Below are 25,221 nucleotides of genomic sequence, written 5' to 3'. Positions count from 1 at the left end.
ATAAAAAAGGAGCCAAGATAGGCTCCTTAGAAACTGCGTTCAACGCTAATTACTCTGCATCATCAGCAACTTTAGCCGCTGCTTCTTTGATGATTGGCTGAAGTTCGCCTTTTTGGAACATCTCAAGAATGATGTCACAACCACCAATTAGCTCACCTTCAACCCACAGTTGTGGGAAAGTTGGCCATTGCGCGTAAGCTGGAAGTTCAGCGCGGATGTCTGGGTTTTGTAGAATATCTACGTAAGCAAACTTCTCACCGCAAGCCATTAGAGCTTGAGATGCCTGAGAAGAGAAACCACAACTAGGTAGCTTAGGAGAGCCTTTCATGTAAAGTAGAATGGCATTTTCTTCAATTTGTTGCTTAATTTTATCGATAGTTTCCATTGCTTCCTCTTAATGGATTTACTGCTTTCATTACCTTCATTCTACCCCAATGAACGAGAATATAAAGCATATAAAAACTAGGGCTAATCACAGTAACCAACAATTCACACAAAAATGAATGAATTGGCTTTTAATAAAGTAAAAACTTGCTAAAATAAATCCCAAGTCAGTCTGTAGTTGACTAAAAATAATAATCATTGGAAGCAACCGAAAGTTAACACTTTCATCTATATGGAGAATTGAGCAATGGCATTTGAACTACCAGCTCTTCCTTACGCAAAAGACGCGCTAGAACCACACATCTCAGCAGAAACTCTAGATTTCCACCACGGTAAGCACCACAACACTTACGTTGTTAAGCTAAACGGTCTTATCCCAGGTACTGAGTTTGAAGGCAAAACACTAGAAGAGATCATCAAAACTTCTACTGGCGGCGTATTCAACAATGCTGCACAAATCTGGAACCACACTTTCTACTGGCACTGTCTAGCGCCTAAAGCAGGTGGCGAACCAACTGGCGCTGTAGCTGACGCTATCAACGCTGCTTTCGGTTCTTTCGAAGAGTTCAAAGCAAAATTCACTGATTCAGCAATCAACAACTTCGGTTCTTCTTGGACTTGGTTAGTGAAAAAAGCTGACGGTTCTCTAGACATCGTTAACACTTCTAACGCTGCTACTCCACTAACAGAAGAAGGCGTTACTCCGCTTCTAACTGTTGACCTATGGGAACACGCTTACTACATCGATTTCCGTAACGTTCGTCCAGACTACATGGCTGCGTTCTGGAACCTAGTAAACTGGTCTTTCGTAGAAGAGAACCTAGCCAAGTAATCCGTCTCATATTAATGTGAACGAATTTCTATTAAGCCCTTGCATTAACGCAAGGGCTTTTTTGTTCCATATTTTTATCAATTAATTCCTAAAGTTAGCCCTCTTTGTGCCGTTATATAGGTATCAAACGAGAGGCAACATGCAAATACATACTTTAGACAAAGCTGGAATCATTAACGAACTTAAGTTCGGCACCGGTATTAGCCATGCTGTAGAGCAAGGCCGACGTGCTGACTTCGCGTTATTGCTGTCTATGTTTTCTAATGATGTTCGCGATTGCACACCACTTGATGCGCTTGACGAAATTGATACCAGCGAACAGCAACTGCGTAAGCAATTCGGAGTTTCTGAACCTCAGCCGCTACGCTCGGATCAATCTTCATATGAAATATCGGCTCATCAATCAGAGCAATTTCACCAAGCAAGTCTTGCCAGCGCAAAGCTCAGTCACTACCTAAAACCTGAACCACTTGCGTATATGCCAGAAGATACCTTCGACTTACCTGAAGAAGTATATCAAAACCTATCCGGCCACGACCGACGCAAGCTCGCTCAACCAAAAATCGCTGAGTTGCCTCAAGCGACTCTTTATAATGAACTTTCAACAGCGAATCGCTTACACCAAATTCAAATCCAAGCTTAAAAAATCATGAGAATGATTAATTAGTTGCGCGATAAATGTGAGTTACTACAAAGTTCAAAAAATCTATTGCAGATGTTTAGCTTAGTTTGAAGCAATTCACATCGACTGGTTAATTTATCACCCATTCTTAATCCACCTTTACTTGATAAATCAGGTTATTGAATGGATATTAAAAGCTCTATCATACTGGTTACCTCTGCAGGCTCGTTGCTAGGTAACGCGATTGCCAACCACTTTATTAGTCTGGGTGCGACAATCGTACTGTGTGATGATGACCCCGAGAGCTTACAAAGTACCTACGCACAATGTTACGCCCGCTCAAAGTCGGTATACAGCTACCCTATTGCCGACTATTCAAGCAATACCATTCATGACCTGTTCGACTTCATTCAAGATAAATTTCAAACTACCCCTGATGTGTTGGTCAATAACTGGACGAGCTCGCCAATGCCAAGTTTGATGAGCACCCAGCCTTCCAAGTTGTTTATTGACCAATTTTCTTCCATGGCTTCTACCCTTTTTTCATTTGGGCAAGCAAGTGCCGATAGAATGCGCCGCGAAAATAAAGAAGGGGTTATCGTTAACGTTATCTCCCATGACGATTTCCATGATTTCTCTGGGTTAGAAAATGCCAATTCAATGGTGGAAGGGTTTACCCACAGTTGGGCGAAAGAGCTGACTCCTTTTAAGATTCGTGTAGGGGGCGTAATTCCCGCAATCCATAACTCAGAAGCTAAGCTAGACGAATACCACTGGGCGCAAATACAAGACGAACTTACCCGAAACACCGAGTACATTGTCGCCAATGACTACTTTAGTGGTCGTGTCGTCGCTGCAGAAGTTTAAATATTTTATTAGCAAAAAAGAACGTTCGCTCAAGATTGCGAGTATAAAAAAGCCCCAGTCTCTCGACTGGGGCTTTGTTCTTTTCCCGATAGATAAGTATCGTGCTAGCGAAAACTTATCTCATAACTAAAGTCTTACTTATGCTTCAGCTTTTTCTTTCTTAGCTTTTGGTGCAGCTTTCTCATCAGCTGGTTTTTGATCCGCTTTTTTCTTGATTACGGTCGTACCTTCGAAAGTTTCACCTTCAACGAACGCTTTACCGTAGTAAGACGCTAGTAGAACTTCTTTCAGCTCAGTGATTAGAGGGTAACGTGGGTTAGCACCTGTACACTGGTCATCGAATGCTTCAACAGCAAGTTCTTCTAGTTTAGCGATGAAGTCCGCTTCAGACACGCCAGCCGCTTGGATAGACAGTGGAATGTCTAGGTTGCCTTTCAGCTCTTCCAACCATGCTAGTAGACGCTCAATCTTCTGAGCAGTACGGTCACCAGCTTGGCTCAGGCCTAAGTGGTCGGCAACTTCAGCATAACGACGACGTGCTTGTGGACGGTCGTACTGAGAGAATGCAGTCTGCTTAGTTGGGTTGTCGTTCGCGTTGTAACGTACCACGTTTGAGATAAGTAATGCGTTCGCCAGACCGTGTGGTAGGTGGAACTCAGCACCAATCTTGTGCGCCATAGAGTGACATACACCTAGGAATGCGTTAGCAAACGCGATACCAGCGATAGTCGCAGCGTTATGTACTTTCTCACGAGCGATTGGGTCGTTTGCACCGTTCGCGTAGCTTGATGGTAGGTACTCTTTAAGCATCTTAAGCGCTTGTAGAGCTTGACCATCAGAGTATTCGTTAGCAAGAACAGATACGTAAGCTTCTAGAGCGTGAGTTACTGCATCGTAACCACCGAATGCTGTTAGAGACTTAGGCATGTTCATTACTAGGTTAGCATCAACGATAGCCATGTTTGGCGTGATTTCGTAGTCAGCTAGTGGGTACTTAGCACCAGTCTTGTCGTCAGTAACAACCGCGAATGGCGTAACTTCTGAACCCGTGCCTGAAGTTGTAGTGATACATACAAGCTCAGCTTTCTTACCCATTTTAGGGAACTTGTAGATACGTTTACGGATGTCCATAAAGCGCATTGCGAGTTCTTCAAAGTGAGTTTCTGGGTGCTCGTACATTACCCACATGATCTTCGCAGCATCCATTGGTGAACCACCACCTAGAGCTAGGATTACGTCTGGCTGGAAGCTCTTCATTGCTTCTGCGCCTTTCTCAACAACAGATAGTGTTGGATCCGCTTCTACGTCGAAGAATGTTTGAACTTCGATGCCTTGCTCTTTAAGCAGTTTCACTACTTCGTCAGCGTAACCGTTGTTGAATAGGAAACGGTCAGTTACTAGGAATGCGCGTTTCTTACCTTCTAGGTCGCTCATTGCGATTGGAAGGCTACCACGACGGAAGTAGATAGACTTAGGTAGTTTGTGCCACAACATGTTTTCAGCTCGCTTCGCTACAGTTTTCTTGTTGATAAGGTGCTTAGGACCTACGTTCTCAGAGATAGAGTTACCACCCCAAGAACCACAACCTAGAGTTAGAGAAGGTGCTACGTTAAAGTTGTAAAGGTCACCGATACCACCGTGAGTAGTTGGGATGTTCACAAGAATACGTGCAGTCTTCATCTTGTCACCGAAGTAACGGATGCGGTCTGCGTTAACGTCTTGGTTAGTGTAAAGGCCAGATGTGTGACCGATACCGCCGATCTCAACCATAGTTACTGCTTGCGCAACGGCGTCTTCGAAATCGTCTGCGCGGAATAGGCCTAGAGTTGGAGACAGTTTCTCGTGAGCGAATTCGTCGTCGATCGATACTTTACCTAGACCTTCACCAACAAGAACTTTCGTGTCAGCAGGGACTTTAACACCAGCAAGTTCAGCGATAGCTGGAGCCGGTTGGCCTACGATCTTCGCGTTTAGGTTACCGTCGATAAGTAGCACTTTACGCACTTTGTCAGCGTCAGCTTTAGATAGAACGTGAGCTTTGTGAGAAGCGAAACGCTCTTTTACTTCGTCGTAAACTTCACTAACTACGATAGCTGCTTGTTCAGAAGCACATACCACACCGTTATCGAAAGTCTTAGACATTAGGATAGATGCGACAGCACGCTTGATGTCAGCGGTTTCATCGATAACAACAGGCACGTTACCTGCGCCCACACCGATTGCTGGCTTACCAGAAGAGTACGCAGCTTTAACCATGCCAGGGCCACCAGTTGCTAGGATAAGCGCGATACCATCATGTTTCATCAAGCCATTCGATAGCTCTACAGATGGTTGGTCGATCCAACCGATGATGTCTTTTGGCGCACCCGCTGCTACTGCTGCGTCTAGTACCAGTTTCGCTGCATCGTTTGTAGAGTTCTTCGCACGTGGGTGTGGAGAGAAAATGATACCGTTACGAGTCTTAAGTGAGATTAGAGATTTGAAGATTGCTGTTGAAGTTGGGTTAGTCGTTGGAACGATACCACAAATGATACCTACAGGCTCAGCAATAGTCATTGTGCCTAGGTTGTCATCTTCTTCAAGGATGCCACACGTTTTTTCGTCTTTGTATTTGTTGTAGATAAATTCAGATGCAAAGTGGTTTTTGATAACCTTATCTTCAACAATACCCATGCCAGACTCGGCAACCGCTTGTTGTGCTAGCGGAATACGAGCGTGGTTAGCGGCTAGAGAAGCGGCGCGAAAGATTGCATCAACTTTCTCTTGAGAGAAAGTGGCGAACTCTTCTTGTGCTGCTTTAACGCGTGCTACTAGGGCATCTAGCTCAGCTAAGTTAGTTACAGGCATAGTGGATCTCCTAAAATAATAAATATTAAAAACTTTTTAGTAAACGTCCTATTGAGTGGTCTCTCATTCAACAGTGTTCTTAGTAAATTGCTTTCAGGACTGAGTATATTATTTCAAGGTATGAAAAAAATTGACCCAGATCAGTTATGAAAAACTAATTACCCAATAAGTGGTACACCCGTCGCAACTTCAAACCTAAGGCAATGATTTATCAGGATATTAATCACAATCTCTAGCCGTATAAAAAACAAGCAAACAGAACAATTAATTTAATAGACGTTCATATATTGTAAAAAAGTTTCATTTTTGGTCAGCATAATTACATGTATACATCTGTTTTCGTGCTACTGAGAGTATATCCACCCAATTGCACCTGGCTAGATACTGTCATATTTTTTATTAAAACTGTGCATGCATTAACATTTAGCTTTATTTCAACTCAAAATTGATACTTTTAACACCTAGTTACAACACTACGTAACCTTTATGAGGCTCAATTAGTTTTTCTAAAAATATTCGCCTAGTTATCCTTAGTTTTTTTCATTCGCCCTTTCCACCTTTGTGATTTACATTAGCCGCATTTCCCATCTAGTCATTCGGAGACTTGAACTATGCATAGCTTAGAATTGGCCATTTTTCTTCAGTTTTTCCTTGGGCTTGTCGCTGCAGTAAACCCCATAGGAATTATGCCGATATTTGTGTCTCTAACGGCCCATATGGAACCCGAAGAGAGAAACAAGACGGCACTTCAAGCCAATGTAGCAGTTGCAGTGATCTTGATGGTTTCTCTCGTTGCCGGGCAAATGCTGTTGGACATGTTTAGCATTTCACTAGATTCATTCCGTGTAGCGGGTGGGTTGCTACTGTTAAGCATCGCTTTTTCGATGATGAGCGGTAAGCTGGGTGAAGATAAGCAGAACAAACAAGAGAAATCTGAATATGTCAGTAAAGAACAGATAGGAGTAGTTCCTTTAGCGATGCCGCTAATGGCGGGCCCAGGTGCGATCAGTTCCACTATTGTTTATGGCTCTCGCTATCCAGATGCAATGGACACATTCGGTATTGGTATTAGCATCGCGCTATTCGCTTTATGCTCTTGGCTGCTATTTCGATCAGCGCCAGTGATTGTTCGTTTCCTTGGTCAAACGGGAATTAATGTGATCACTCGTATTATGGGTCTTATTCTGGGTGCTCTAGGCATTGAATTTATTGCTAACGGACTAAGAAACCTCTTTCCAGGTTTGGCGTAACCCAAAAGAGGCGATGCATCATGCTCGCCTCTCTTTAGTGAAAATTGTATTATAAGTGCATTGATTAGATTTCACGCGACCATTCATGCCACGCCACGCTTTAAAACATCACCTTTACGTCATTATTTTTGGAACCCATACTCCAGCTGGGCGTGCCTTTGATATCAGCTTGATCGTCGCCATCATTGCGTCACTCATTGTATTGGTTTTAGATTCAATTCCAGCCCTACATACTAAATGGGCCACGATATTCATGTACCTTGAATACGGGTTCACTGCATTATTTACAATCGAATATTTACTGCGCCTGTATTGCTCACCAAAGCCTACCGCCTATGCCCGCAGTTTCTATGGCGTCATTGATTTACTTGCCATTCTTCCTACTTATATTGCGATTTTCTTCCCAGCGGCGTCTTATATCAGTGTAATTCGAATGCTACGTGTTATGCGCATCTTCCGAATACTTAAATTAGTTAGGTACCTGCAAGATTCAAATATCTTACTGCGCTCACTTTTGATGGCTAAGAGGAAGATATTCATCTTCTTTAGTACTGTGGGTATTTTGGTCATAATTCTAGGTTCAGTGATCTATGTGATTGAGGGGCCTCAACATGGATTCACCTCAATACCCCAAAGCATCTACTGGGCGATTGTCACGATCACAACGGTTGGCTACGGTGATTTAGTTCCAAAGACACCATTTGGCCAGGCCATTGCGTCACTTACCATGCTACTTGGTTATTCAATACTTGCAGTGCCGACTGGTATCATTACAGCTGAATTAAACCAGGAGATGAACGCTCACCGCAGTTTAGTTCGCTGTCCAAATTGCTCGAAGTCAGGACACGATTCAGACGCACATTTTTGTAAACACTGCGGTGGCGAATTAGCAGATCCAGACAAACGAGTCATCCCCGTTGAAGACTAACTCTCACTGAATTCAGTGCACAAAAAAAAGCGCCATCGAGGCGCTTTTTTAATTTTCGGCATTTGCTAGAACTTATTGCTTCTCAGCCAAAATAATACGAAGTGTACGACGTAGTGGTTCCGCAGCACCCCAAAGCAGTTGGTCACCAACGGTGAACGCGTTCAGGAAGTCGTTACCCATAGACATCTTACGGAGACGACCTACTGGTACTGACATAGTGCCCGTGACTTTCGCTGGCGTTAACTCTTGAGCTGTAATATCACGCTCATTTGGAATCACTTTAACCCAGTCGTTGTGAGTCGCGATGATCTCTTCGATCTCATCCATTGGAACATCTTGCTTAAGCTTGATAGTCAATGCTTGTGCGTGACAACGCATTGCACCGATACGTACACAAGTTCCATCGATTGGGATTGGCTGACCATCTAAACCAAGAATCTTGTTCGCTTCAACGCCAGCTTTCCATTCTTCTTTGCTCTGACCGTTTTCACGTTTCACATCAATCCATGGGATAAGTGAACCCGCAAGTGGCGCGCCAAATTGATCTGTTGGGAAAGATTCTGAACGGATGGTATCCGCCACTTTTTTGTCGATATCAAGAATAGAGCTTGCTGGGTTAGCTAACTCAGAGCTTACACTGTCGTTGATCACGCCCATTTGTGAAATAAGCTCACGCATGTTCTTCGCACCAGCACCAGAAGCGGCTTGGTACGTCATTGCACTCATCCATTCAACCATGCCTTTTTCATAAAGGCCACCCAGTGCCATCAGCATCAAGCTCACCGTACAGTTGCCGCCAACAAACGTGTTGGTACCACCATGGATACCTTGCTGGATTTGAGCTAAGTTCACTGGATCAAGAGTAATAATTGAGTCTGCATCCATACGTAAAGTAGACGCCGCATCAATCCAGTAGCCTTTCCAGCCAGCTTGACGTAATGCTGGGTAAACTTTTGATGTGTAATCACCACCCTGACAAGTAATAACCGCATCAAGTTGTTTTAGGCTATCGATATCAAATGCATCTTGCAGTAGGCCTGCATCTTTACCACCTAGAACTGGTGCAGGAATACCAATTTGAGATGTGCTGTAATAAACAGGTTCAATCAGGTCAAAATCTTTTTCTTCAACCATACGTTGCATCAGTACAGAACCAACCATACCGCGCCAACCAACTAGACCTACTCTCATCTGTTACTCTCCGTGTATAAATTAAAAAAGTGCTTTCTCCATCTATAAGTTTTTCAGCTTTAGAACTCAAGTCATTTTTGCCAAAAACTGTAACTTTTTCGTTCTTCTTATTTGAAACGCCTAATTTAGACAGTTATTAAATCGAACAGTTTGTATTCTTTCGAACAATCAGTAGCCGCAATGCCTTAAGAATAAACATTACGTTTTAACAAGGTGTTATCACTTTAAGTTAATTAAATTTAATTGTTATTTTTCAAACGAAAACTTTACATTTGAAGCACAATAAAAACGTATAACACAACATAATGAATTCATAAAATTAACAACAATTAGAATATAACGCTATTATTAATAGTTTTAACAGATAAATATCACAACTTTATGCTTATTTTTCGATATAATCAGCCTCATCATGTAGTGTCTTTTTCGTACCCCACACTATAACGAAGCACTATAAATGCTCGAATGACTAGAGGCTTTTTATGAAGCAAAGAAATACTCGTCTCCCTAGCCTGCTGCAGGTCATCGTCTCTCTGGGACTATTCCTGTCGTTAGCTTTCTCTTTTACTGCTCAACTCGATTTACCTATCCAACTGGCCCTTTATATTGGCTGGTTCATTATCATCACTTTAGGTATACGTTTAGGCCACAGTTACAAAGATCTTGAAAAATCAGCACTTAAAGGCATATCAAATGGCTTAGGGGCTGTTTTAATACTTTTGGCTGTTGGCGCCCTAGTGGGTACATGGATTTCTGGTGGCATTGTTCCAACAATCATCTATTACGGTTTGCAAGCAATCCACCCTTCTATCTTCCTTTTAGCAACCATGATTATTTGTTCCTTAACCGCACTTGCAACCGGTACATCTTGGGGAGCAGCAGGTACCGCTGGTATCGCAATGATGGGTATAGGACAAGGCCTTGGTGTTCCAGCTCCAATTACAGCTGGTGCGGTTCTGTCAGGTTGTTACTTCGGTGACAAAATGTCTCCACTGTCTGACTCAGTGATCCTGGCTTCTTCAATGTCAAATGTAGAAGTGGTTGAGCACATTAAGGGCATGCTACCTGTAGCGCTTATTAGCTACATCATTACTGGTGTAATGTTTACAGCGTTTGGTTTCCACTACGCTGGTAATGTCGACATGAGCCAAGTTGATTCTGTGATTAAAGCGATGGAAAACCAGTTTTACATCACGCCTTACTCGTTTGTTCCTGTACTGATTGTGCTTGGTCTACTGGCGTTACGTATGCCTTCTTTCCCTGTGATTAGTTTTGGTTCTCTGCTGGGTATTATCTGGGCGGTCATGATTCAAGAAGTGGACTTCTTAGTTGCATTCAACACTGCATGGGCGCCGTTCTCAATTAGCTCGGGTGTCGATTTTATTGATTCAATTCTGAATCGTGGTGGTATGTCTTCGATGCTGGGCTCTGTCGCTGTCATCGTATTTGGTTTGGGCTTTGGTGGTCTACTGGATAAGGTCGGTGTGCTAGAAACCATTGCCAAACTGTTCGAGCGTCGAGTAAATAGCGCAAGCTCATTGGCAACCAGCACTATCGGTACTGCCTTCATGGGCAACGTATTCGGCTCCGCTATGTACGTTTCACTCATTTTGACCCCTAAGATTTGTGCGAAGAACTACGACCGTCTAGGTTATAAACGTAAGAACTTATCTCGTAATGCTGAGTTTGGCGGCACATTAACGTCAGGTATGGTTCCATGGAGTGACAACGGTATTTATATGGCAAGTATTCTTGGTGTCGCTACGCTTTCTTACGCGCCGTTCATGTGGTTAAGTTTCGTTTGTATCATAGTGACGATCATTACCTCGTACATGGGCTGGTTCGTTGATAAATGTGAGCCAACCGCACCTGCTGTTGAAGCCGAAGAAGCGGCAGAGCTTACTAAGCAACAAGCATAAGCTTTATACACCCGAGTGTAAGTACGTAAACACAAAAGCGTTAATGGTATAAATACAAAAAGAGCGCCCTAGAGCGCTCTTTTTATTTATTTGTTTGCGGTTCGTTTACCCAGCCAATAACCCATTCCCAACGGCGCAAAGAACACCACTAAGATAAACAGAATAAAGTAGATGAGCACGCCTCTAATTAGATCCATCAACTTATCAATCGCCAGCACAACTACTTCTTGAGAAACTCGGTCTAAATCTTGGACGAACAACTCTCTTTCTGATGTCACAATACCAGCAATCTCAATACGCTCCTTCTCTATCATTTTGATTAGGGCTTCCCTTTCGCGTGTCACCATCTTTTCTAACGCCACACGCTCATCGCTCAACATAGCCAATTTTAAGTCTGTTTTGTCACTAAGATCATTAAGCAATGGCTGCATCTCTGTCGACATAATCGAAGCCAGTGTTTGCATGTACTCTGGGTTGTTTTCAATAAAATCTTGCATGCTTGCAGAGGTTTGACGCAGGCTTTCTAACGTCTTAGACAAGTCTTCCCCGGTCAGCGAACTGTTCATCGCGACCAATTCAGCTTTCCAAGACATTAACTTCGGAGTCTGATCGGCCATTAGGCTCAAGCGATCCGATGCATCTCCCATGGCTTCCGGCATGGTGCCTAATGTTTGAACCGCTTCAACTTCATCTTTACCTAAATAATTTAGCCATGATCGATAAGCGGGCGTGCGTTTAAACGCAATATCGGAAAACGAGTTCGTCTCTATAAAATGAGCGACAAACTCTTGGCTACGCTTAAATTCGCTCACACCGATAACAGTTTTAACGAGCGACTCTACTTCTTGATTTAGAGCTTCAGAAGCTTGCAAAGCATAATCAGAGTCAAATAACGCTTTCCCAGCACCAGATGCGTAAAATTGCTCCATCTGCGCTGTAAATACCCAAGTATCCACTAATGCAGCAAGAGGTGAAGTTTGATAGGCAGCTTGCTGTAGTCCTTGCTCTGCATGAATTTTCCATAGCAGTACATAAGATTGATGAAACGTATCGGATTGCGGATATTGAGCTGAAATTTGGTCTGCAGCACTTTCAACTTGAGTGAAGAAGGTATTTGCGTATTCACGAGTTAAAATACGAGCATTCAACTCTTGCTTCGTTAGTGGGGTTGTCTGGCTATCGAGCTTAACTTCTAATAACGAACAGCCACTTAGCATTAAAGCCAGTAGCCCTAACAACAGGCGTTGGGGGGAAAAACGAAACATAATAACCTCTGACTAATCTTAATGCCGCGGATTGTATGGACGATTAGTCAGAGGATTGTCAAAAGTCTAAGAAATTATTAGTGATTCTCATCATTAACATAAGCATTTGCAAAAGCCATCGCAGCAGCTAGTTGCTTGGAAAAATGTTCAATATCGTGATCTTCAACTGGCTGTTCATTTTTAAGAGTTAACTCCAGTTTTGCCGAGATCTCTCCCAGTGGCGCGGCTTTGATACTTCCAGCGACACCTTTCAAGCTATGAACGATCCGGGCTGCCTTCACTAAATCGGACTGCAGTAGTTCTCTGAAGTTTTCATCATCATTCGCATGATCTTGAATGAAAACACCTAATAAAAGCTTAACCGACTCTTCATCGCCATCTAACGTCTCAAGCATTTCTTGAAGATCGATCGCCGGGCGGGCATCTGCATCAGCTGCAACATTTTGGGTTTCGGCGTCTTGTGCTGGCTCTTCCACAACTTCCGGAATAAGCTCCGGCGGTGAGGTCAGATCCGACTGTTCGACAACTTGTTGAGGAGGGGTAGACTCTACTTGAGAGGTGACAGGCTCAACGGACTCGATAGGTAATGGTTCACTAGCTTCAACCTTAGCGAACGTGGTAGCGGGTTTAATTACAGAGCTAACCACTTCATCCACATTTTCCGCTTCACCTTCAATGTTTTCATGTTCTTCGTCTAGTGCTGGCTTGCGACCTAGATAAAGCGTGAGCAACACAGCACCAATGGAAGACAAGCTCATGAATAACGAAATCAGTAAAATATAAAACTGGTAACTGTGGAAATCCCCTTCAACCAATACAATCTGCTCATTGGTCGAATTCTTCTTCATTTTTTCTAGCAAGTAGTTCAAACGAGCATAGTCGCCTAACAATATTGAAGCGTCCGCCAGCATCTTTTGAATCGATTTACGCTCATTCGGTATTAAAGCGTGCGATTCACTCAAAATGCGGTCAAAAGTACGATAAGTAACAGGAGAAGAGTGAGTATCAGTATACATCGCCTCGAATACCGCTGCGCTCAACTCATTATATAAGTGGTTCACCTGCGGGGAGTTCTCAGGTAATGCTTTATAGTCGCGAATATTGGTCACTAAAAATTGAATCTTGCTTTCAATTGGTGTGAATTCGTTAAATTTTTCGATGAACTGGTCGGTAACGTAGAGTAACTGGCTGACATCAGGAAGGAAAAGTGCACCATCAAACTCCGACTCGATTTGTAAGCGAATGGAATAGATAAGCTGAGCATCTAGGGCTAAGTCATCGACCTTCATAACTCGAAGAGGCTCTGAGAAATGCAGCGATTCTTTAAGTTCACTGATTCTAATGCCGAGTTCTTCAACACTTTCCTGTGCCTGATTTAATGAACGACTAGCGTTTAACAGAGCCAGCGAACACACTAACCAAAACAGCAATACAAAGAGTATCGGCTTGGAAATTTTAGAGCCTGGCTCTAGCCTAGATAATGATAATTCCATTTATTTATCCTTTTTCCTAGTCACTGAGTTGTTCCGGCTAAATGAGGTGGCAATGACATCTCCGTCACTACCACCTTAATTGTTATGATTTATTGCGAGTTAGCTGGTCTCTTAAGTTCGGCGGCGTACCTTTGATGGTTAAGGTATCGGTTTCTGGATCATAAAACACACGCTCACCCAATAGCAGACTGTCAAAGCTAACATTCAGACCGCCACCAGCACCAACAAACTTGGTCAGCTTGCGCATTGTCGCTCTGTCTGCCGGAAAACTTTCTTCTAACTCATAGCCTTGCTCGCTAGTATAGTCCAAAAAGCTAGTGCCATCTGTGCTCGCTGGCAATTCTCCAGATAATTCACGGACTTGAACTTCGTCGCCCGCTTTTAACTGCTCATTACAATAGTCAGCCACTTGCTTCTTATAGCTAATCGCTTCTTCTTTCTCTAACTTTGAATCTGAGACAAAGTCTTCTACTGCTTGCATCAGCACTTGGTTCTGCAGTTTAGCGTCTAAACCCACCTCTGCTTGTAGGAAATCCAAGAAGAAGTCAGCCACTTTACGCCCAACACGCCCCTTTATGTAAGTCAGGTAGCGGTTGGATTCTTTGTCTGTTTCGTAAGTAGAAAGGTCAACTCTTGCCGCAATATCCATCTTCGAGATATCTAGGTAGTCAGTTGCGCTAATATCCAGCCCTTCAGTCACTTTCAGGCTTTCATTAGACGGTAGTAAACCAATAAATAAGTAATCAGTAGCAAGTGATTGATATTCTGCTAAAACTAGCGTGCCTTCATCTGCAAATGGGTACTTAGAAAGTTCATCTTTCAGACGTAAAGCGCTCTGTTGTGAGAAGTCGTAAAAATTTCTCTCGCCTTGGCGCAGCTCTTGCAACCATTGCTGAAATTCACTGTCTGATGTAAAAGCACCAAAGCCTTTGCCGGCTTTCGAGTTAAATACTCGGTGAAGCTCTGCAACTAGGCTTTCTGATGAGGAATCGTTTGCTAAAGATTCAGCACGATAGTTAACAATCAGTTCTTCCTGATCGTTCTTACGTAGCTGATGTAAAATTACGTTGGAAAGGTGAAGGCTCATAGTGAAAATATTATCGTTCAGGTTTCAGTTGTCGTGAATAGTAGGTTATCATAAGCCGCTTTTACTATCATTATTAGAGTCCTTATGCCGATTATATCTAAATACACAGATGAACAAGTTGAAAACATCCTAGCAGAAGTAGGCGCTGTTCTATCCAAGCACAATGCTTCTCCAGAACTTTCACTGATGATCGCTGGAAATATCGCAACCAATGTCTTAAATCAGAATGTTGCTGCTTCACAACGCAAAGGAATTGCTGAAAAATTTGCCGAGGCATTAGTCTCTTCAATCGAAGATAAAAAGTCTCACTAAGATTTACTGACGGATATAAAAGAATAATAAATGGTAGACAGCGCAAACACATATAGCGATCGAGTTTCTCGCCTAGTCGGCTGGGGTCACTGGTTTGCATTTTTCAACATCATTGCTGCGATGTTGATCGGTACACGTTATATCACTCAATCAGCTTGGCCTGACACCTTACTTGGACAGTTTTATTTAGCTGTTTCTTGGGTGGGTCATTTTGGTTTCTTAGTTTTCGCTCTCTACCTATTAGTGCTGTTTCCACTCACTTTTATTTTACCGTCTAGAAAGCTGCTTCGTTTAGCGGCAGTTTGTTTTGCTACTGTCGGTTTAACCGTGCTGTTGGTCGACACTCAAGCCTATCAAAGCATTAACCTTCACCTAACCCCTGTGGTTTGGGAAGTACTCTTCAGTGACGAAGAATCTGCAATTGGTTCCGACCTCCAACATTTGTTTATTGTATTGCCGCTGATCTTCCTTTTACAACTAGGTTTATCAGAATGGGTATGGCGCAAACAAAGAAAGCTATCGCATAAACATATAGGCCGCCCACTTGCCGCTGTTTTCTTCTTAAGCTTTATTACTAGCCACCTAATTTATATTTGGGCGGATGCGTATTTCTACAGCCCAATAACCAACCAAAAAGCCAACTTCCCTCTGTCTTACCCAATGACAGCGAAAAGCTTTATGGAAAAACATGGATTATTGGACCGCGAAGAGTATCTACAGCGCCTAAAGGAGAACCAAGGCGAAGTCGATTTAGTACGCTATCCATTGGAAGAAATTCAGTATAACCGCCGTGGCGATGACCTAAATATTCTGATTGTTAGCGTTAACAACTTACGTTCCGATGCATTAAACGAAACGGTAATGCCTAACGCTTACCAATACTCTCAAGACAACATCAACTTCACCAATCATTACAGTTCTAGTAACGATATGTTTGGTATTTTTGGCCTGTTTTATGGGTTACCAAGTAGCTACTCAAGCAGCATTAAAGCTCAAGGTTCGAATGCCGTTCTTTTAGATGTTCTTGAAAGTCAAAAATACCAATTCAGCGCATTTAGTGGCGATGGCTTCGAAGACAACCTTTACTCAGAGATCATATTCCGAGGCCAGAAGTTCCAAGGTGATGAATCAGAATCCGCGAAGCCAGGTGATGACAATGCCCTATCTGCATGGTCTAACTGGCTATCACAAAGCGCATCCAGTGGACCATGGTTCACCTATTTAGAACTAACTACCCTAGATGATTTCACAAACTACGAAGGCGAAACCAAAGATCTGACGCCGAGTGAGCGCTTTAGATTGGGTTACAACAAATCTGCGAAAGTGGCTGATGACAAGTTAGCTAGAGTATTTAGCCAACTAGAAGAACTAGAACTGACGCAAAATACCGTCGTTGTCATCACCTCTAATCATGGAACTGAGTTTAACGAAACGCGAACTAATAGCTGGGGAGCAAACTCCAACTACAGCCAGTATCAACTGCAAGTGCCAATGATTATCCATTGGCCGGGTAAGCTCGCAGCGGAATACACTCATCGCTCTAGTCATTTAGATTTATCTGTAACTCTATTACAAGATCTGCTTGGCGTCTCTTCTAACCCTAGCGACTTTAGTAGCGGGAGAAACTTGTTCGATGAGCGTAAGAGGAAGTGGGTATTAGCGGGAGACTCTCGCGAATTAGCTCTTATTACAGCAAAACGAACAACAGTAATCGATAAGTTTGGTAACTATAAGCTCTATGACGAAAATTATAAGCGCTTAAAGGATACGAGCCCTCGCTTACCTGTGCTGATGCAAGGTTTAACCGAACTTCAGCGGTTCTATACGAAGAGCGACTAATAATTGAAAACAAAAAGGAAGCACATGTGCTTCCTTTTTTAATGGCTATCGTATTTAGATCAAAAGCGAAAAACTGAAAAATAAGTACTCAGTCAATTTCATAAAATTGGAATTAACTAGAGAGTTCTGACCAATACTTTAAGACCATCGGCGCATATGTATTAGCCTAGTAAGCCAACAAACAACAACATGGCTAGAACATCAATGAAAACCTATATTACAACACTGACTGCGTTGGCAGCTATTTCCACTTCAATGACAATCAATGCATCAGAATGGGGCTATTCCGGTAAGCAAGGTCCGGAGCACTGGCACGGCATATGCCAGACAGGTAAGAACCAATCTCCTATCGATATCAGTAAAGGGATTGAAAGTGAACTAGAGCCAATCAAGTTCAACTACGATGTTTCCGGCGAAAACGTCGTAAATAATGGACACACGATTCAAGTTAACTTTAACGGTGACCAATCGATCGAAGTTGAAGGTAAATCGTATTCTTTGCTGCAATTTCACTTCCACGCGCCAAGCGAGAACCTAATTAAAGGCCACTCTTATCCATTAGAGGTGCATCTGGTGCATGCCGATGAAAATAAAAATTTAGCCGTTGTCGGCGTTATGTTTGAAGAAGGTGCTACCAACCCTGAACTTGAAAAGGTATGGGACGTAATGCCTGCAAATAAAGGCCAGCAAGATCTACAACATTCCATCAACCTAACAGGTTTACTGCCAAAACAATCGGACTATTTTCGTTTTAACGGTTCACTAACCACCCCACCATGTAGCGAAGGGGTTACTTGGCTGGTAATGAAAAATCCAATCACAATCTCCAAGGCTCAACTCGAAAAATTCCGAACTTTATATTCCGGAAATAACCGCCCAACACAAGACGTAAATGCTCGCCCAGTGTTGTTCTAGCTCCATCCAATCAGTATCTTTGGCTTAAACATCATCAAGATGACTATTTTTAAATCAAACGAAAAATAATATTGAAAAGAGGGCTTTACAACATCTACGGTTACGCATATTATGCACACCAACAGGAGGGATGGCTGAGTGGTCGAAAGCACCGGTCTTGAAAACCGGCAAGGGTTAATAGCTCTTCTAGGGTTCAAATCCCTATCCCTCCGCCACATTAGAAGGCCTCGCAGAAATGCGAGGCCTTTGTCGTTATTAGAAGAAATAAACGGCTTGCCTCTTCCTCACGATCATTACATTCGTTATTTACTACTTTGCTGGCTCTCTAATGCTGCTTGCAATAACTGCATATGTACTGGCACTAAATCTGAATGCTGGCTACGATACCCACCGCCAACTACGCAAGCCAAAGGGACACCTTGGGCAGTCGCGATTTCAAACATTTTCAGATCCCTACGAAAAATACCTTCAGTCGTGACATTCAAATAACCTAGTTCGTCATCAATATGGATATCGACGCCAGCATCATAAATAATCAGATCAGGCTGATGATGAGCAATAGCCATTGAAACGACTTGTTCAAAACATAGTAAAAACTCTTCGTCTTCAGTTTCTCGCGCAAGTGGCACGTCATAATCTGAACTCGGCTTACGAGCAGGAAAGTTTTTGTCGCAATGGAAAGACACCGTAATAATGTCTGGGTTTTGGCTGCATAGCGTGGCTGTGCCGTCTCCATGATGAACATCACTATCGACGATTAATACCGTTTCAACATTCTCAAATTTAAGCGCATGATTGGCAGCCAACACCAAATCATTGAACAAACAGAATCCGCTACCAAAATCAAAGTGAGCATGGTGGTAACCCCCACTCAAATGGATCGCGACGCCTGCTTCTAGCGCTAATTCTGCTGTAAGACAAGTACCTCCACTTGAATGCAACGTACGTTCAATGAGTTCTTCACTCCAAGGAAAGCCTATCCGACGCATTTTGGCTGCAGCTAATGAGCCACTCGTTAATGCATCAACATAATTTGGGCAGTGAACCGCTTTCACATCTGATATTTCTATTGCACTAGGCGCAACTAGATTAAAACAACTTTTCCACTCTTCGCTCTGGATAATTAGATCAGACACCGCTTGCTTAAGAAGACGATACTTACTAATTGGGTATCGATGACCTTCCGGTAGCGGCAGCTCAGAATATATTGAATGGTAAATTAAAGGGATCATAGTGGTGGCTTTATCAAGGTCGTACGTATCAATGTGAAATGATATCAGTTTAAGGGTTGGCTACAACTGTAATAAATGATAATAATTATCAATTACATTTATAGATCGGTATTATTAATGAAAAAGAACCTATGTTTACTATTTGGAGTTGCAGTTGGATCTGTAGCAGCAATCTCTATGTTTATCTCCCTGACTCTTTTTACTTGGTGGCTGATTGATATTGTCGTCTTAAACAATCACACTAAAGCCATCTGAATCCGAAGAGTGAAATTATGAGCATTATTTTTATTACCGGCGCTAACCGCGGAATAGGGCTTAGCTTAACCAAACACTACCTAGAAACCGGCGATACTGTTATTGCGACCTATCGCCGCAAAAGTAATGCTCAAGATCTGCTCTCACTTATTGATCATTACCCAAATCTTACCTGTGTCTTACTCGACGTTACCGATTATTCGGCCGTTAACGAACTCGCTTCTACAATCGAGAACATTGATATCCTAATTAATAATGCGGGATATTACGGGACAAAAGGCTATGGGCTCGGAAACACTAACGTAGAGGAATGGCGCAAAGTTTTCGAAATCAATACCATCGCTCCCCTCAAACTTGTCGAAGCCATGCTTCCTTTATTCACTGAGAGTACGATCAAAAAGGTCGCCTGCTTATCGTCAAAAGTTGGGAGCATGACAGAAAACACGTCTGGAGGTGGTTACATATATCGTTCTTCTAAAGCCGCCCTCAACTCTGTGGTAAAAAGCTTAAGTAACGATTTAACCGAGAAAGGCTTCACGGTATTAGCTCTGCACCCTGGTTGGGTTCAAACGGAAATGGGCGGGCCGAATGCATTGATTGATACACAAACCTCCGCAGCGGGGTTATCGCAAGTAATCAGCTCTGCGACACAAAAAGAAAGCGGTAAATTTATCAACTACGATGGTACTGAAATAGCTTGGTAACTACCCTGTACCAACACAGTGCATTGAACACTGGTAAGAGCTTTAAACTACAATTAGCTTATGCGTATATTCAACTCAGTATTTAAGCGCCTGCTCGTCGTTTGCTTCAGTATTTCCACCCTAGGATGTTGGTCTGATGAAACACCAGCAGACATTTTTGATGATTACCTCACCCGAGTAGCTCGCGTCCAAAACGAAAAACCTCTTAACGGCGAGTTTGAGTTCGATAACCTACCTCGTAAGCGCGAACTGTTTTTAACTATTCCTTCCGTTTCTCTTGGGCTTCTCGACAGCTACCAACTTCGTCAGTGTGGGTTATTTAACTTAATTGCCGAGAAGAATTCGGTGCTCGGTAAAGTCGCCGACGAGTTTCGTAACTATGATTATCAAGTAGCCTTGCTTGAAGGTATTGGCAAATGCCTCGCTAGCTCTGATCTAAATGTTGATGTGTATAAATTGCTTGAGTCCATCGAACAGCAAAAGATTGCACAATTTCCTAAGCACCAATGGAATTTGATTTTTGCTAGCCAAGCCATGCAAACGCAGTTGCGTTCAAGACAATGGCTACCCAAAGGTGCAAGTGCACAAGTGAACGACGTTGCCGACGCGCTCCGCTACCTTGAACATTCATTGGAAGCACCTTTATCCACAATACCTGTAGTAAAGATTCAAGAAGTATTAGAGAAGCAACCTGTCCTTGGGGACCTACGTTACTCCCTCGCGAATGCCGCTTTTCAGTTAACCCAAATAACCGAACAGCTAGAACGTTATGACCATAAAATATTGTGCGGGAAACAGCGTGACCTCACTCGATTTCGCCACCTGAATAATGTATTTGAACAACAATTCATTGCAAGAGTTCAACCTTACATGGCACAGCTCGATGGTTATTATCAGCAAGTTTCATCAAGACTATCTATCTTCAAACCACAACCAACGCTGCATCCGTATGTATTCCCTTTAGAGGAAAGCCACAAAGCGTTTAGGCTCGCAACCTTTCAACATGTCGATTACTGGAAACAACTATTCCAGCGCTGTGGTCGAAAGTTAGGTTAGCTTTTCGCACTCTTTTTCGCTGCAGCTTTCTTACGAGGCCCACCTTTTCTACGTTTGAAACTTGGTCGTTCTACTTTGGGTAAATGCCTTAATGACTCAGGTACATCACTCGATTTTATTTGAGCCATTAGCCCGTCCACTTTCGTTTCTAAGGCGTGCATAAAAGGTTGATAAGCCTGATTTCTTTCAGCCATTCCTTGTAGCTGATGCTCCCAATGTGCTGTCATATCTGGGTAAGTCGAATCGCTAGGCAAAGCATGAATCAACCCTCGTCCCGCAGGGCTACTTAGAATACTTTTCCCTTGCCGAGTTAATAACTGGCGCTTGAATAACGTATCAAGTATCCCAGCACGAGTCGCTTCAGTACCTAGTCCATCCGTTTCTTTAAGAATCTTTTTCAACTCTTTATCCGCTACAAAGCGAGCGATACCCGTCATGGCTTGTAAAAGTGTCGCCTCAGTAAAATGTTTTGGCGGCTCGGTCTTTTTATCTTTGATTTCCCCTTCGCGGCAGGTCAGCACTGTGCCTTTTTCTAGTGGAGGAACGCTGTCCACACCTTTGTCCTCTTCCTCGACTTTCCCCATTAGCGCTTTCCAGCCAGGGCTAAGCAGCTGACGCCCTTTAGCAATAAATTCGCCACCAGCGATATCAAACACCAGCTTCGCATCAGCATAAACTGCAGGTGGGTAAAACTGCATCAAATATTGTCGTGCTATTTGCTGGTATATTTTCATTTCATTGGCAGACAGTGCATTGACCGACGCTTTTTTGGGCGTTGGGATGATCGCATGGTGCGCATCGACTTTGCTGTCGTTCCACGCTTTAGATTTGAGAGATAAGTCCGCGCCTTGAGCTCCACTTTGTAATTCGTTGGCGTTATTCGAAATTGCGTCAACGACAGATTCACGCTGATTGTAATGATCTTTTGGCAAATAACGGCTATCTGAACGAGGGTAAGTGATCAACTTGTGTTTTTCATACAGCGACTGGCAGGTATCCAGTACTTGTTGCGCACTCATTCCAAATCGCTTAGCCGCATCAATCTGAAGTGCTGAAAGTGAATAAGGTAGCGGCGCCGATTGCTTCGTTTGTTTTTGCTCTGATTCAGTCACCTTTGCTGGTTGGTTTGCAATACGACATGCAACGTTTTCTACCAGCTTCCGGTTAAGCACCCGCCCTTCTTCATCTTGCCAAGGTTTGCATGCTTCACTTGGCTTCCACCTTGCCCGAATATCAAAGCTCTGAGCTCCGTTTTGGTAAGGAATTAGAGCATGCAAAGTAAAGTAGTCTTTAGGAACGAAGTTTTCTATTTCTTCATCTCTTCGGACAACCAATCCTAGAACCGGAGTTTGTACTCGTCCAACGGACAACACACCTTGATAACCTGCTTTTTGCCCTAGTAAAGTATACGCACGTGTCATATTCATTCCGTACAGCCAGTCAGCACGGGAACGTGCTAAAGCCGAAATAGACAAAGGAATGAAATCACGGTTACTACGCATTTGCTTAAATGCCCGTTTTACCGCAGGTAAGTTCAAGTCACTAATTAGCAGTCGCTCCATCGACTCTTTCTTTGTTTTCGAAACCTTGCAGTAATCGATCACTTCATCCACAAGCAGTTGCCCTTCCCTGTCAGGGTCTCCGGCATGCACTATCTGTGTGGCTTCTTTAAGTAGCTTTCGAATTACGGTGAGCTGTTTACTGGAAGTTTTTCGAGGCTTTAGCTGCCACTGTTCTGGAACAATGGGTAAATCCATTAAGTTCCATTTTTTATAACGGTCGTCGTAAGCATCTGGTTCAACTTGCTCTAACAAATGACCAATACACCAAGTAACGACGTCACCATTTCCACATCGTATGAACCCTTGGTCCTTTTTTTGCGGATTTGGTAAAGCAGCCGCTATCGCGCGCCCTAGGCTCGGTTTTTCAGCAATAATCAGACGAGTCATGTTTTTCCAGATACTACAAACAATTAGAGCCACATTATCAAACGTCACCCCTGTTACACAACACGGATCACGGTAAAAATAATGCAGATGAATTAGGTTACTTAGACACTGATTTTATTGATTATCTAGATGGAATGATACCTATATGACCGACTTTATAGTTTATGGACGTGTTTCAAGCAAAACACAGTTAAACGATGGCAAGTTGGGTAGAAACATCCAGCAATCAGCCATTAACAATACCATAAAGGCTCATAGTGGGAATGTGTTGAACGAATACTTTGATGCTGGTAAATCCGCTTACAAGGGCGAGCACATGGCTGACGGAGGTGCATTGCGTGAAATCTACGAAGACATTCAGAACGACACATACAAGCCAGGTACAGTGCTTTTGATGTACAGTCTTGATCGCTTTAGTAGACAAGAACCCTTTCAAGCCATGCACTACTTCACGGGTATCTTGGCCAAAGGTGTTTCCATTTGGACTTGTATCAAAGGAGTCGAGAAATTCGAAACCCAGAAATCAATATTTCCTATAATTACCGCTAGTATTGGATTTGGAACATCCAACGAAGAGAGTGAAAAAAAATCAAGCCGACTCAAAGACACTTGGTTGGAAAAGTATGATTTCCTAGCCAGAGGTCAAGCCGTAAAAATGACGTCTTATCCTTTCTGGATAACGTTTAATGAAAATCACATGCGCTACGATTTCAATGACTTTGCCCCTATAGCCAAAGGAATACTTAACGACTATCTAAATGGTGTAGGTAGATCTCTTATAGTCAAACGTCTTAACGAAGCCAAAACACCCTTTTATACCAAACTGAAAAAACCTACAAAGCCTCAAGTTTGGACAAGTGACCACCTAAAGAAATTGTTCAACAATCATGCGATATACGGCAGATTCGACAGCAAACGCAACAATGTACAGATCGAAAATGCATTTCCTGCTCTTATTACTAAAGACCAGTTTGAGATCATTCAATCAATGAAGCGGAAACGCAAAGGCAAGCAATCTGATGATTACCCGAACCTTTTTAACGGCTTGCTAAAATGTGGCTATTGCAGTGGAAGCCTTACGCGAAGCAAAAGCCAATCGGGTTCGTACAGTTACTACTGTACGAGTGCTGAACGGTGTAACACCAAAAAGTCATTAGCGGCTAAGACATTTGACCCTGTTGTTCTAACGTTCCTAAAAGACCTTGATTGGTCATTCATGCATGAGGAAACTCAGGAAAATAAGCCCTTGCTAGAAGCGAGAATAACGGAACTACGCGAAGCCGTTTCAATAATGGACAATGCCCTAGATAAGCGATTTGACCATCGAACATTTGAAAGACGACAGAATATCGTAGTTCAAATAGAGCAGTTAGAACGCGACTTGCTTGGGCTTCAAACTGTTCATGAACGTTACTCTTTCGCCGTAGAAACGTTATTGTCTGCGGATAATGAGACTCGATTGAAAGCGAACAAAACTCTAATGTTTTTAATAGACAAGATAGAAGTGTTTGTAAAAGGTCTCGATGGTAACGGTTCTGAAAACCCGTTCCTCCCTTACGCAAAACTATCATTCAACAAATACAAGCATGATCGTCAAGAGTTTAGGCTAGTTTACCTTAATCATAGTATTGCTATTGATAGCCACATGATTGGTTAAAACAATGCTCAAAAGAAACTAACCTCATATCATGCTACCAAACGCCCCAACAGTTATAAAATGAGGTTTGATTCATTTTATGGAACTTCGTACAATTAACTCAATCCGTTAATCATACGATAGTTAAACGAAGGTAAAAAATGAAAGATATAAAAGGAAAAGTTGAGAAGTTCCATGATGCTGTTGACATCATCAACCTCTTATCAAATATAGCAATTCTTTTATTCATCGGAATATTTTGTTTGAATGCATATGATAAACAAACGACCTTAAACCTGTATATTGCAGCAGGTTCGATACTACTGGGCGTTGTGTTTTATTTAATGAAAGTACTATTCCTAGGGATGGCATATTGCGCTATCGAAACAGCAAAGAATACAAGAAAGGAAGAACCTAGAACTACAGTTGAAGACAGTCTTCAACAAAGCATATCTAAAAGTAATGAGCGTATAGAGCCCGTATTAGATTAGCACAATGAAGTTATTGGTATAATACAATTTTAGAAACCACCATATGGTGGTTTTTTTGTGCCATTTAATAACATACAGTGTATATCTAACCACCCCTAAACCAATACGTTAATTTATTTTTCAGTCAATCAAAATAAACGTGTCATA

21 protein-coding genes and 1 tRNA gene are annotated in these 25,221 nt (G+C 42.6%); 14 read left to right on the top strand and 8 right to left on the bottom strand.

The window, feature by feature from the left end:
• Positions 1-49: 49 nt before the first annotated feature.
• Positions 50-385, bottom strand: coding sequence for a Grx4 family monothiol glutaredoxin (locus tag ELZ11_RS12330; RefSeq protein ID WP_137357716.1), 336 nt, complete (start codon positions 383-385; stop codon positions 50-52).
• Between the two features lie 246 nt (positions 386-631).
• Here ELZ11_RS12330 and sodB point away from each other — a divergent pair, with 246 nt between their 5' ends.
• From sodB to ELZ11_RS12315, 3 genes are all read left to right on the top strand, one after another.
• Positions 632-1,216 carry a superoxide dismutase [Fe] gene (gene sodB / locus ELZ11_RS12325; protein ID WP_137357715.1) on the top strand — a complete coding sequence of 195 codons (585 nt, stop codon included), beginning with the start codon at positions 632-634 and terminating at the stop codon, positions 1,214-1,216.
• A 139-nt stretch (positions 1,217-1,355) separates the two neighbouring features.
• The gene (locus tag ELZ11_RS12320) at positions 1,356-1,859 is read left to right on the top strand and encodes a VC2046/SO_2500 family protein (RefSeq protein ID WP_137357714.1); all 504 of its coding nucleotides are present in this window, start codon (positions 1,356-1,358) and stop codon (positions 1,857-1,859) included.
• Positions 1,860-2,021: 162 nt separating this feature from the next.
• Positions 2,022-2,705: an SDR family oxidoreductase gene (locus ELZ11_RS12315; RefSeq protein WP_137357713.1), complete on the top strand. Its 684-nt coding sequence runs from the start codon at positions 2,022-2,024 to the stop codon at positions 2,703-2,705.
• A 138-nt stretch (positions 2,706-2,843) separates the two neighbouring features.
• On the opposite strand, the gene adhE is transcribed toward ELZ11_RS12315, so the two are convergent.
• Positions 2,844-5,552, bottom strand: a complete 2,709-nt coding sequence (gene adhE / locus ELZ11_RS12310; RefSeq protein ID WP_137357712.1) for a bifunctional acetaldehyde-CoA/alcohol dehydrogenase — start codon at positions 5,550-5,552, stop codon at positions 2,844-2,846.
• A gap of 611 nt (positions 5,553-6,163) precedes the next feature.
• Between adhE and ELZ11_RS12305 the strand changes: the two genes are divergently transcribed.
• Both ELZ11_RS12305 and ELZ11_RS12300 read left to right on the top strand, forming a co-directional pair.
• Positions 6,164-6,802, top strand: coding sequence for a YchE family NAAT transporter (locus ELZ11_RS12305; protein ID WP_137357711.1), 639 nt, complete (start codon positions 6,164-6,166; stop codon positions 6,800-6,802).
• Between the two features lie 85 nt (positions 6,803-6,887).
• On the top strand, positions 6,888-7,730 hold the full coding sequence (locus ELZ11_RS12300) for an ion transporter (protein ID WP_137357710.1): 843 nt from the start codon (positions 6,888-6,890) through the stop codon (positions 7,728-7,730).
• A 72-nt stretch (positions 7,731-7,802) separates the two neighbouring features.
• Here the strand turns inward: ELZ11_RS12300 and asd are convergent, their stop codons facing one another.
• Positions 7,803-8,921, bottom strand: coding sequence for an aspartate-semialdehyde dehydrogenase (gene asd / locus ELZ11_RS12295; protein WP_137357709.1), 1,119 nt, complete (start codon positions 8,919-8,921; stop codon positions 7,803-7,805).
• Between the two features lie 482 nt (positions 8,922-9,403).
• Between asd and nhaC the strand changes: the two genes are divergently transcribed.
• Positions 9,404-10,840, top strand: a complete 1,437-nt coding sequence (gene nhaC, locus ELZ11_RS12290; RefSeq protein ID WP_137357708.1) for a Na+/H+ antiporter NhaC — start codon at positions 9,404-9,406, stop codon at positions 10,838-10,840.
• An 86-nt stretch (positions 10,841-10,926) separates the two neighbouring features.
• Here nhaC and ELZ11_RS12285 read toward each other — a convergent pair whose 3' ends face one another.
• From ELZ11_RS12285 to yejK, 3 genes are all read right to left on the bottom strand, one after another.
• Entirely contained in the window at positions 10,927-12,105 is a 1,179-nt protein-coding gene (locus ELZ11_RS12285; RefSeq protein WP_137357707.1) for a chemotaxis protein, read from the bottom strand.
• Positions 12,106-12,182: 77 nt separating this feature from the next.
• The gene (locus ELZ11_RS12280; RefSeq protein WP_137357706.1) at positions 12,183-13,598 is read right to left on the bottom strand and encodes an Hpt domain-containing protein; all 1,416 of its coding nucleotides are present in this window, start codon (positions 13,596-13,598) and stop codon (positions 12,183-12,185) included.
• Positions 13,599-13,680: 82 nt separating this feature from the next.
• On the bottom strand, positions 13,681-14,685 hold the full coding sequence (yejK, locus tag ELZ11_RS12275; RefSeq protein ID WP_137357705.1) for a nucleoid-associated protein YejK: 1,005 nt from the start codon (positions 14,683-14,685) through the stop codon (positions 13,681-13,683).
• Between the two features lie 84 nt (positions 14,686-14,769).
• On the opposite strand from yejK, the gene ELZ11_RS12270 reads away from it, so the two are divergent.
• From ELZ11_RS12270 to ELZ11_RS12255, 4 genes are all read left to right on the top strand, one after another.
• Entirely contained in the window at positions 14,770-14,997 is a 228-nt protein-coding gene (locus ELZ11_RS12270) for a YejL family protein (RefSeq protein WP_137357704.1), read from the top strand.
• 30 nt (positions 14,998-15,027) lie between these two features.
• Positions 15,028-16,836, top strand: coding sequence for a DUF3413 domain-containing protein (locus ELZ11_RS12265; RefSeq protein ID WP_137357703.1), 1,809 nt, complete (start codon positions 15,028-15,030; stop codon positions 16,834-16,836).
• 204 nt (positions 16,837-17,040) lie between these two features.
• The gene (locus tag ELZ11_RS12260) at positions 17,041-17,751 is read left to right on the top strand and encodes a carbonic anhydrase (RefSeq protein WP_137357702.1); all 711 of its coding nucleotides are present in this window, start codon (positions 17,041-17,043) and stop codon (positions 17,749-17,751) included.
• Positions 17,752-17,875: 124 nt separating this feature from the next.
• Positions 17,876-17,966 (top strand) — tRNA-Ser (locus ELZ11_RS12255).
• Positions 17,967-18,053: 87 nt separating this feature from the next.
• Here ELZ11_RS12255 and ELZ11_RS12250 read toward each other — a convergent pair.
• The gene (locus ELZ11_RS12250) at positions 18,054-18,983 is read right to left on the bottom strand and encodes a histone deacetylase family protein (RefSeq protein ID WP_137357701.1); all 930 of its coding nucleotides are present in this window, start codon (positions 18,981-18,983) and stop codon (positions 18,054-18,056) included.
• A 272-nt stretch (positions 18,984-19,255) separates the two neighbouring features.
• Here ELZ11_RS12250 and ELZ11_RS12245 point away from each other — a divergent pair, with 272 nt between their 5' ends.
• Positions 19,256-19,942 carry an SDR family oxidoreductase gene (locus ELZ11_RS12245; RefSeq protein WP_137357700.1) on the top strand — a complete coding sequence of 229 codons (687 nt, stop codon included), beginning with the start codon at positions 19,256-19,258 and terminating at the stop codon, positions 19,940-19,942.
• Between the two features lie 60 nt (positions 19,943-20,002).
• On the top strand, positions 20,003-20,998 hold the full coding sequence (locus ELZ11_RS12240; protein WP_137357699.1) for a DUF3080 domain-containing protein: 996 nt from the start codon (positions 20,003-20,005) through the stop codon (positions 20,996-20,998).
• On the opposite strand, the gene ELZ11_RS12235 is transcribed toward ELZ11_RS12240, so the two are convergent.
• On the bottom strand, positions 20,995-22,947 hold the full coding sequence (locus ELZ11_RS12235; RefSeq protein WP_137357698.1) for a DNA topoisomerase III: 1,953 nt from the start codon (positions 22,945-22,947) through the stop codon (positions 20,995-20,997). The genes ELZ11_RS12240 and ELZ11_RS12235 overlap by 4 nt on opposite strands.
• Positions 22,948-23,092: 145 nt before the next feature.
• Between ELZ11_RS12235 and ELZ11_RS12230 the strand changes: the two genes are divergently transcribed.
• Together ELZ11_RS12230 and ELZ11_RS12225 are read left to right on the top strand one after the other, a co-directional pair.
• Positions 23,093-24,604: a recombinase family protein gene (locus ELZ11_RS12230; RefSeq protein WP_137357697.1), complete on the top strand. Its 1,512-nt coding sequence runs from the start codon at positions 23,093-23,095 to the stop codon at positions 24,602-24,604.
• 140 nt (positions 24,605-24,744) lie between these two features.
• A complete protein-coding gene (locus tag ELZ11_RS12225; protein ID WP_137357696.1) occupies positions 24,745-25,074 on the top strand; it encodes a hypothetical protein in 330 nt (109 codons plus the stop codon).
• Positions 25,075-25,221: the final 147 nt, after the last annotated feature.

The organism is Vibrio profundi (assembly GCF_005281835.1).
In the GTDB taxonomy this organism is placed as follows: Bacteria; Pseudomonadota; Gammaproteobacteria; order Enterobacterales; family Vibrionaceae; genus Vibrio; species Vibrio profundi.
Note: the sequence above shows the minus strand (reverse complement) of the source record. Positions and strands in the feature narration are given on the sequence as shown.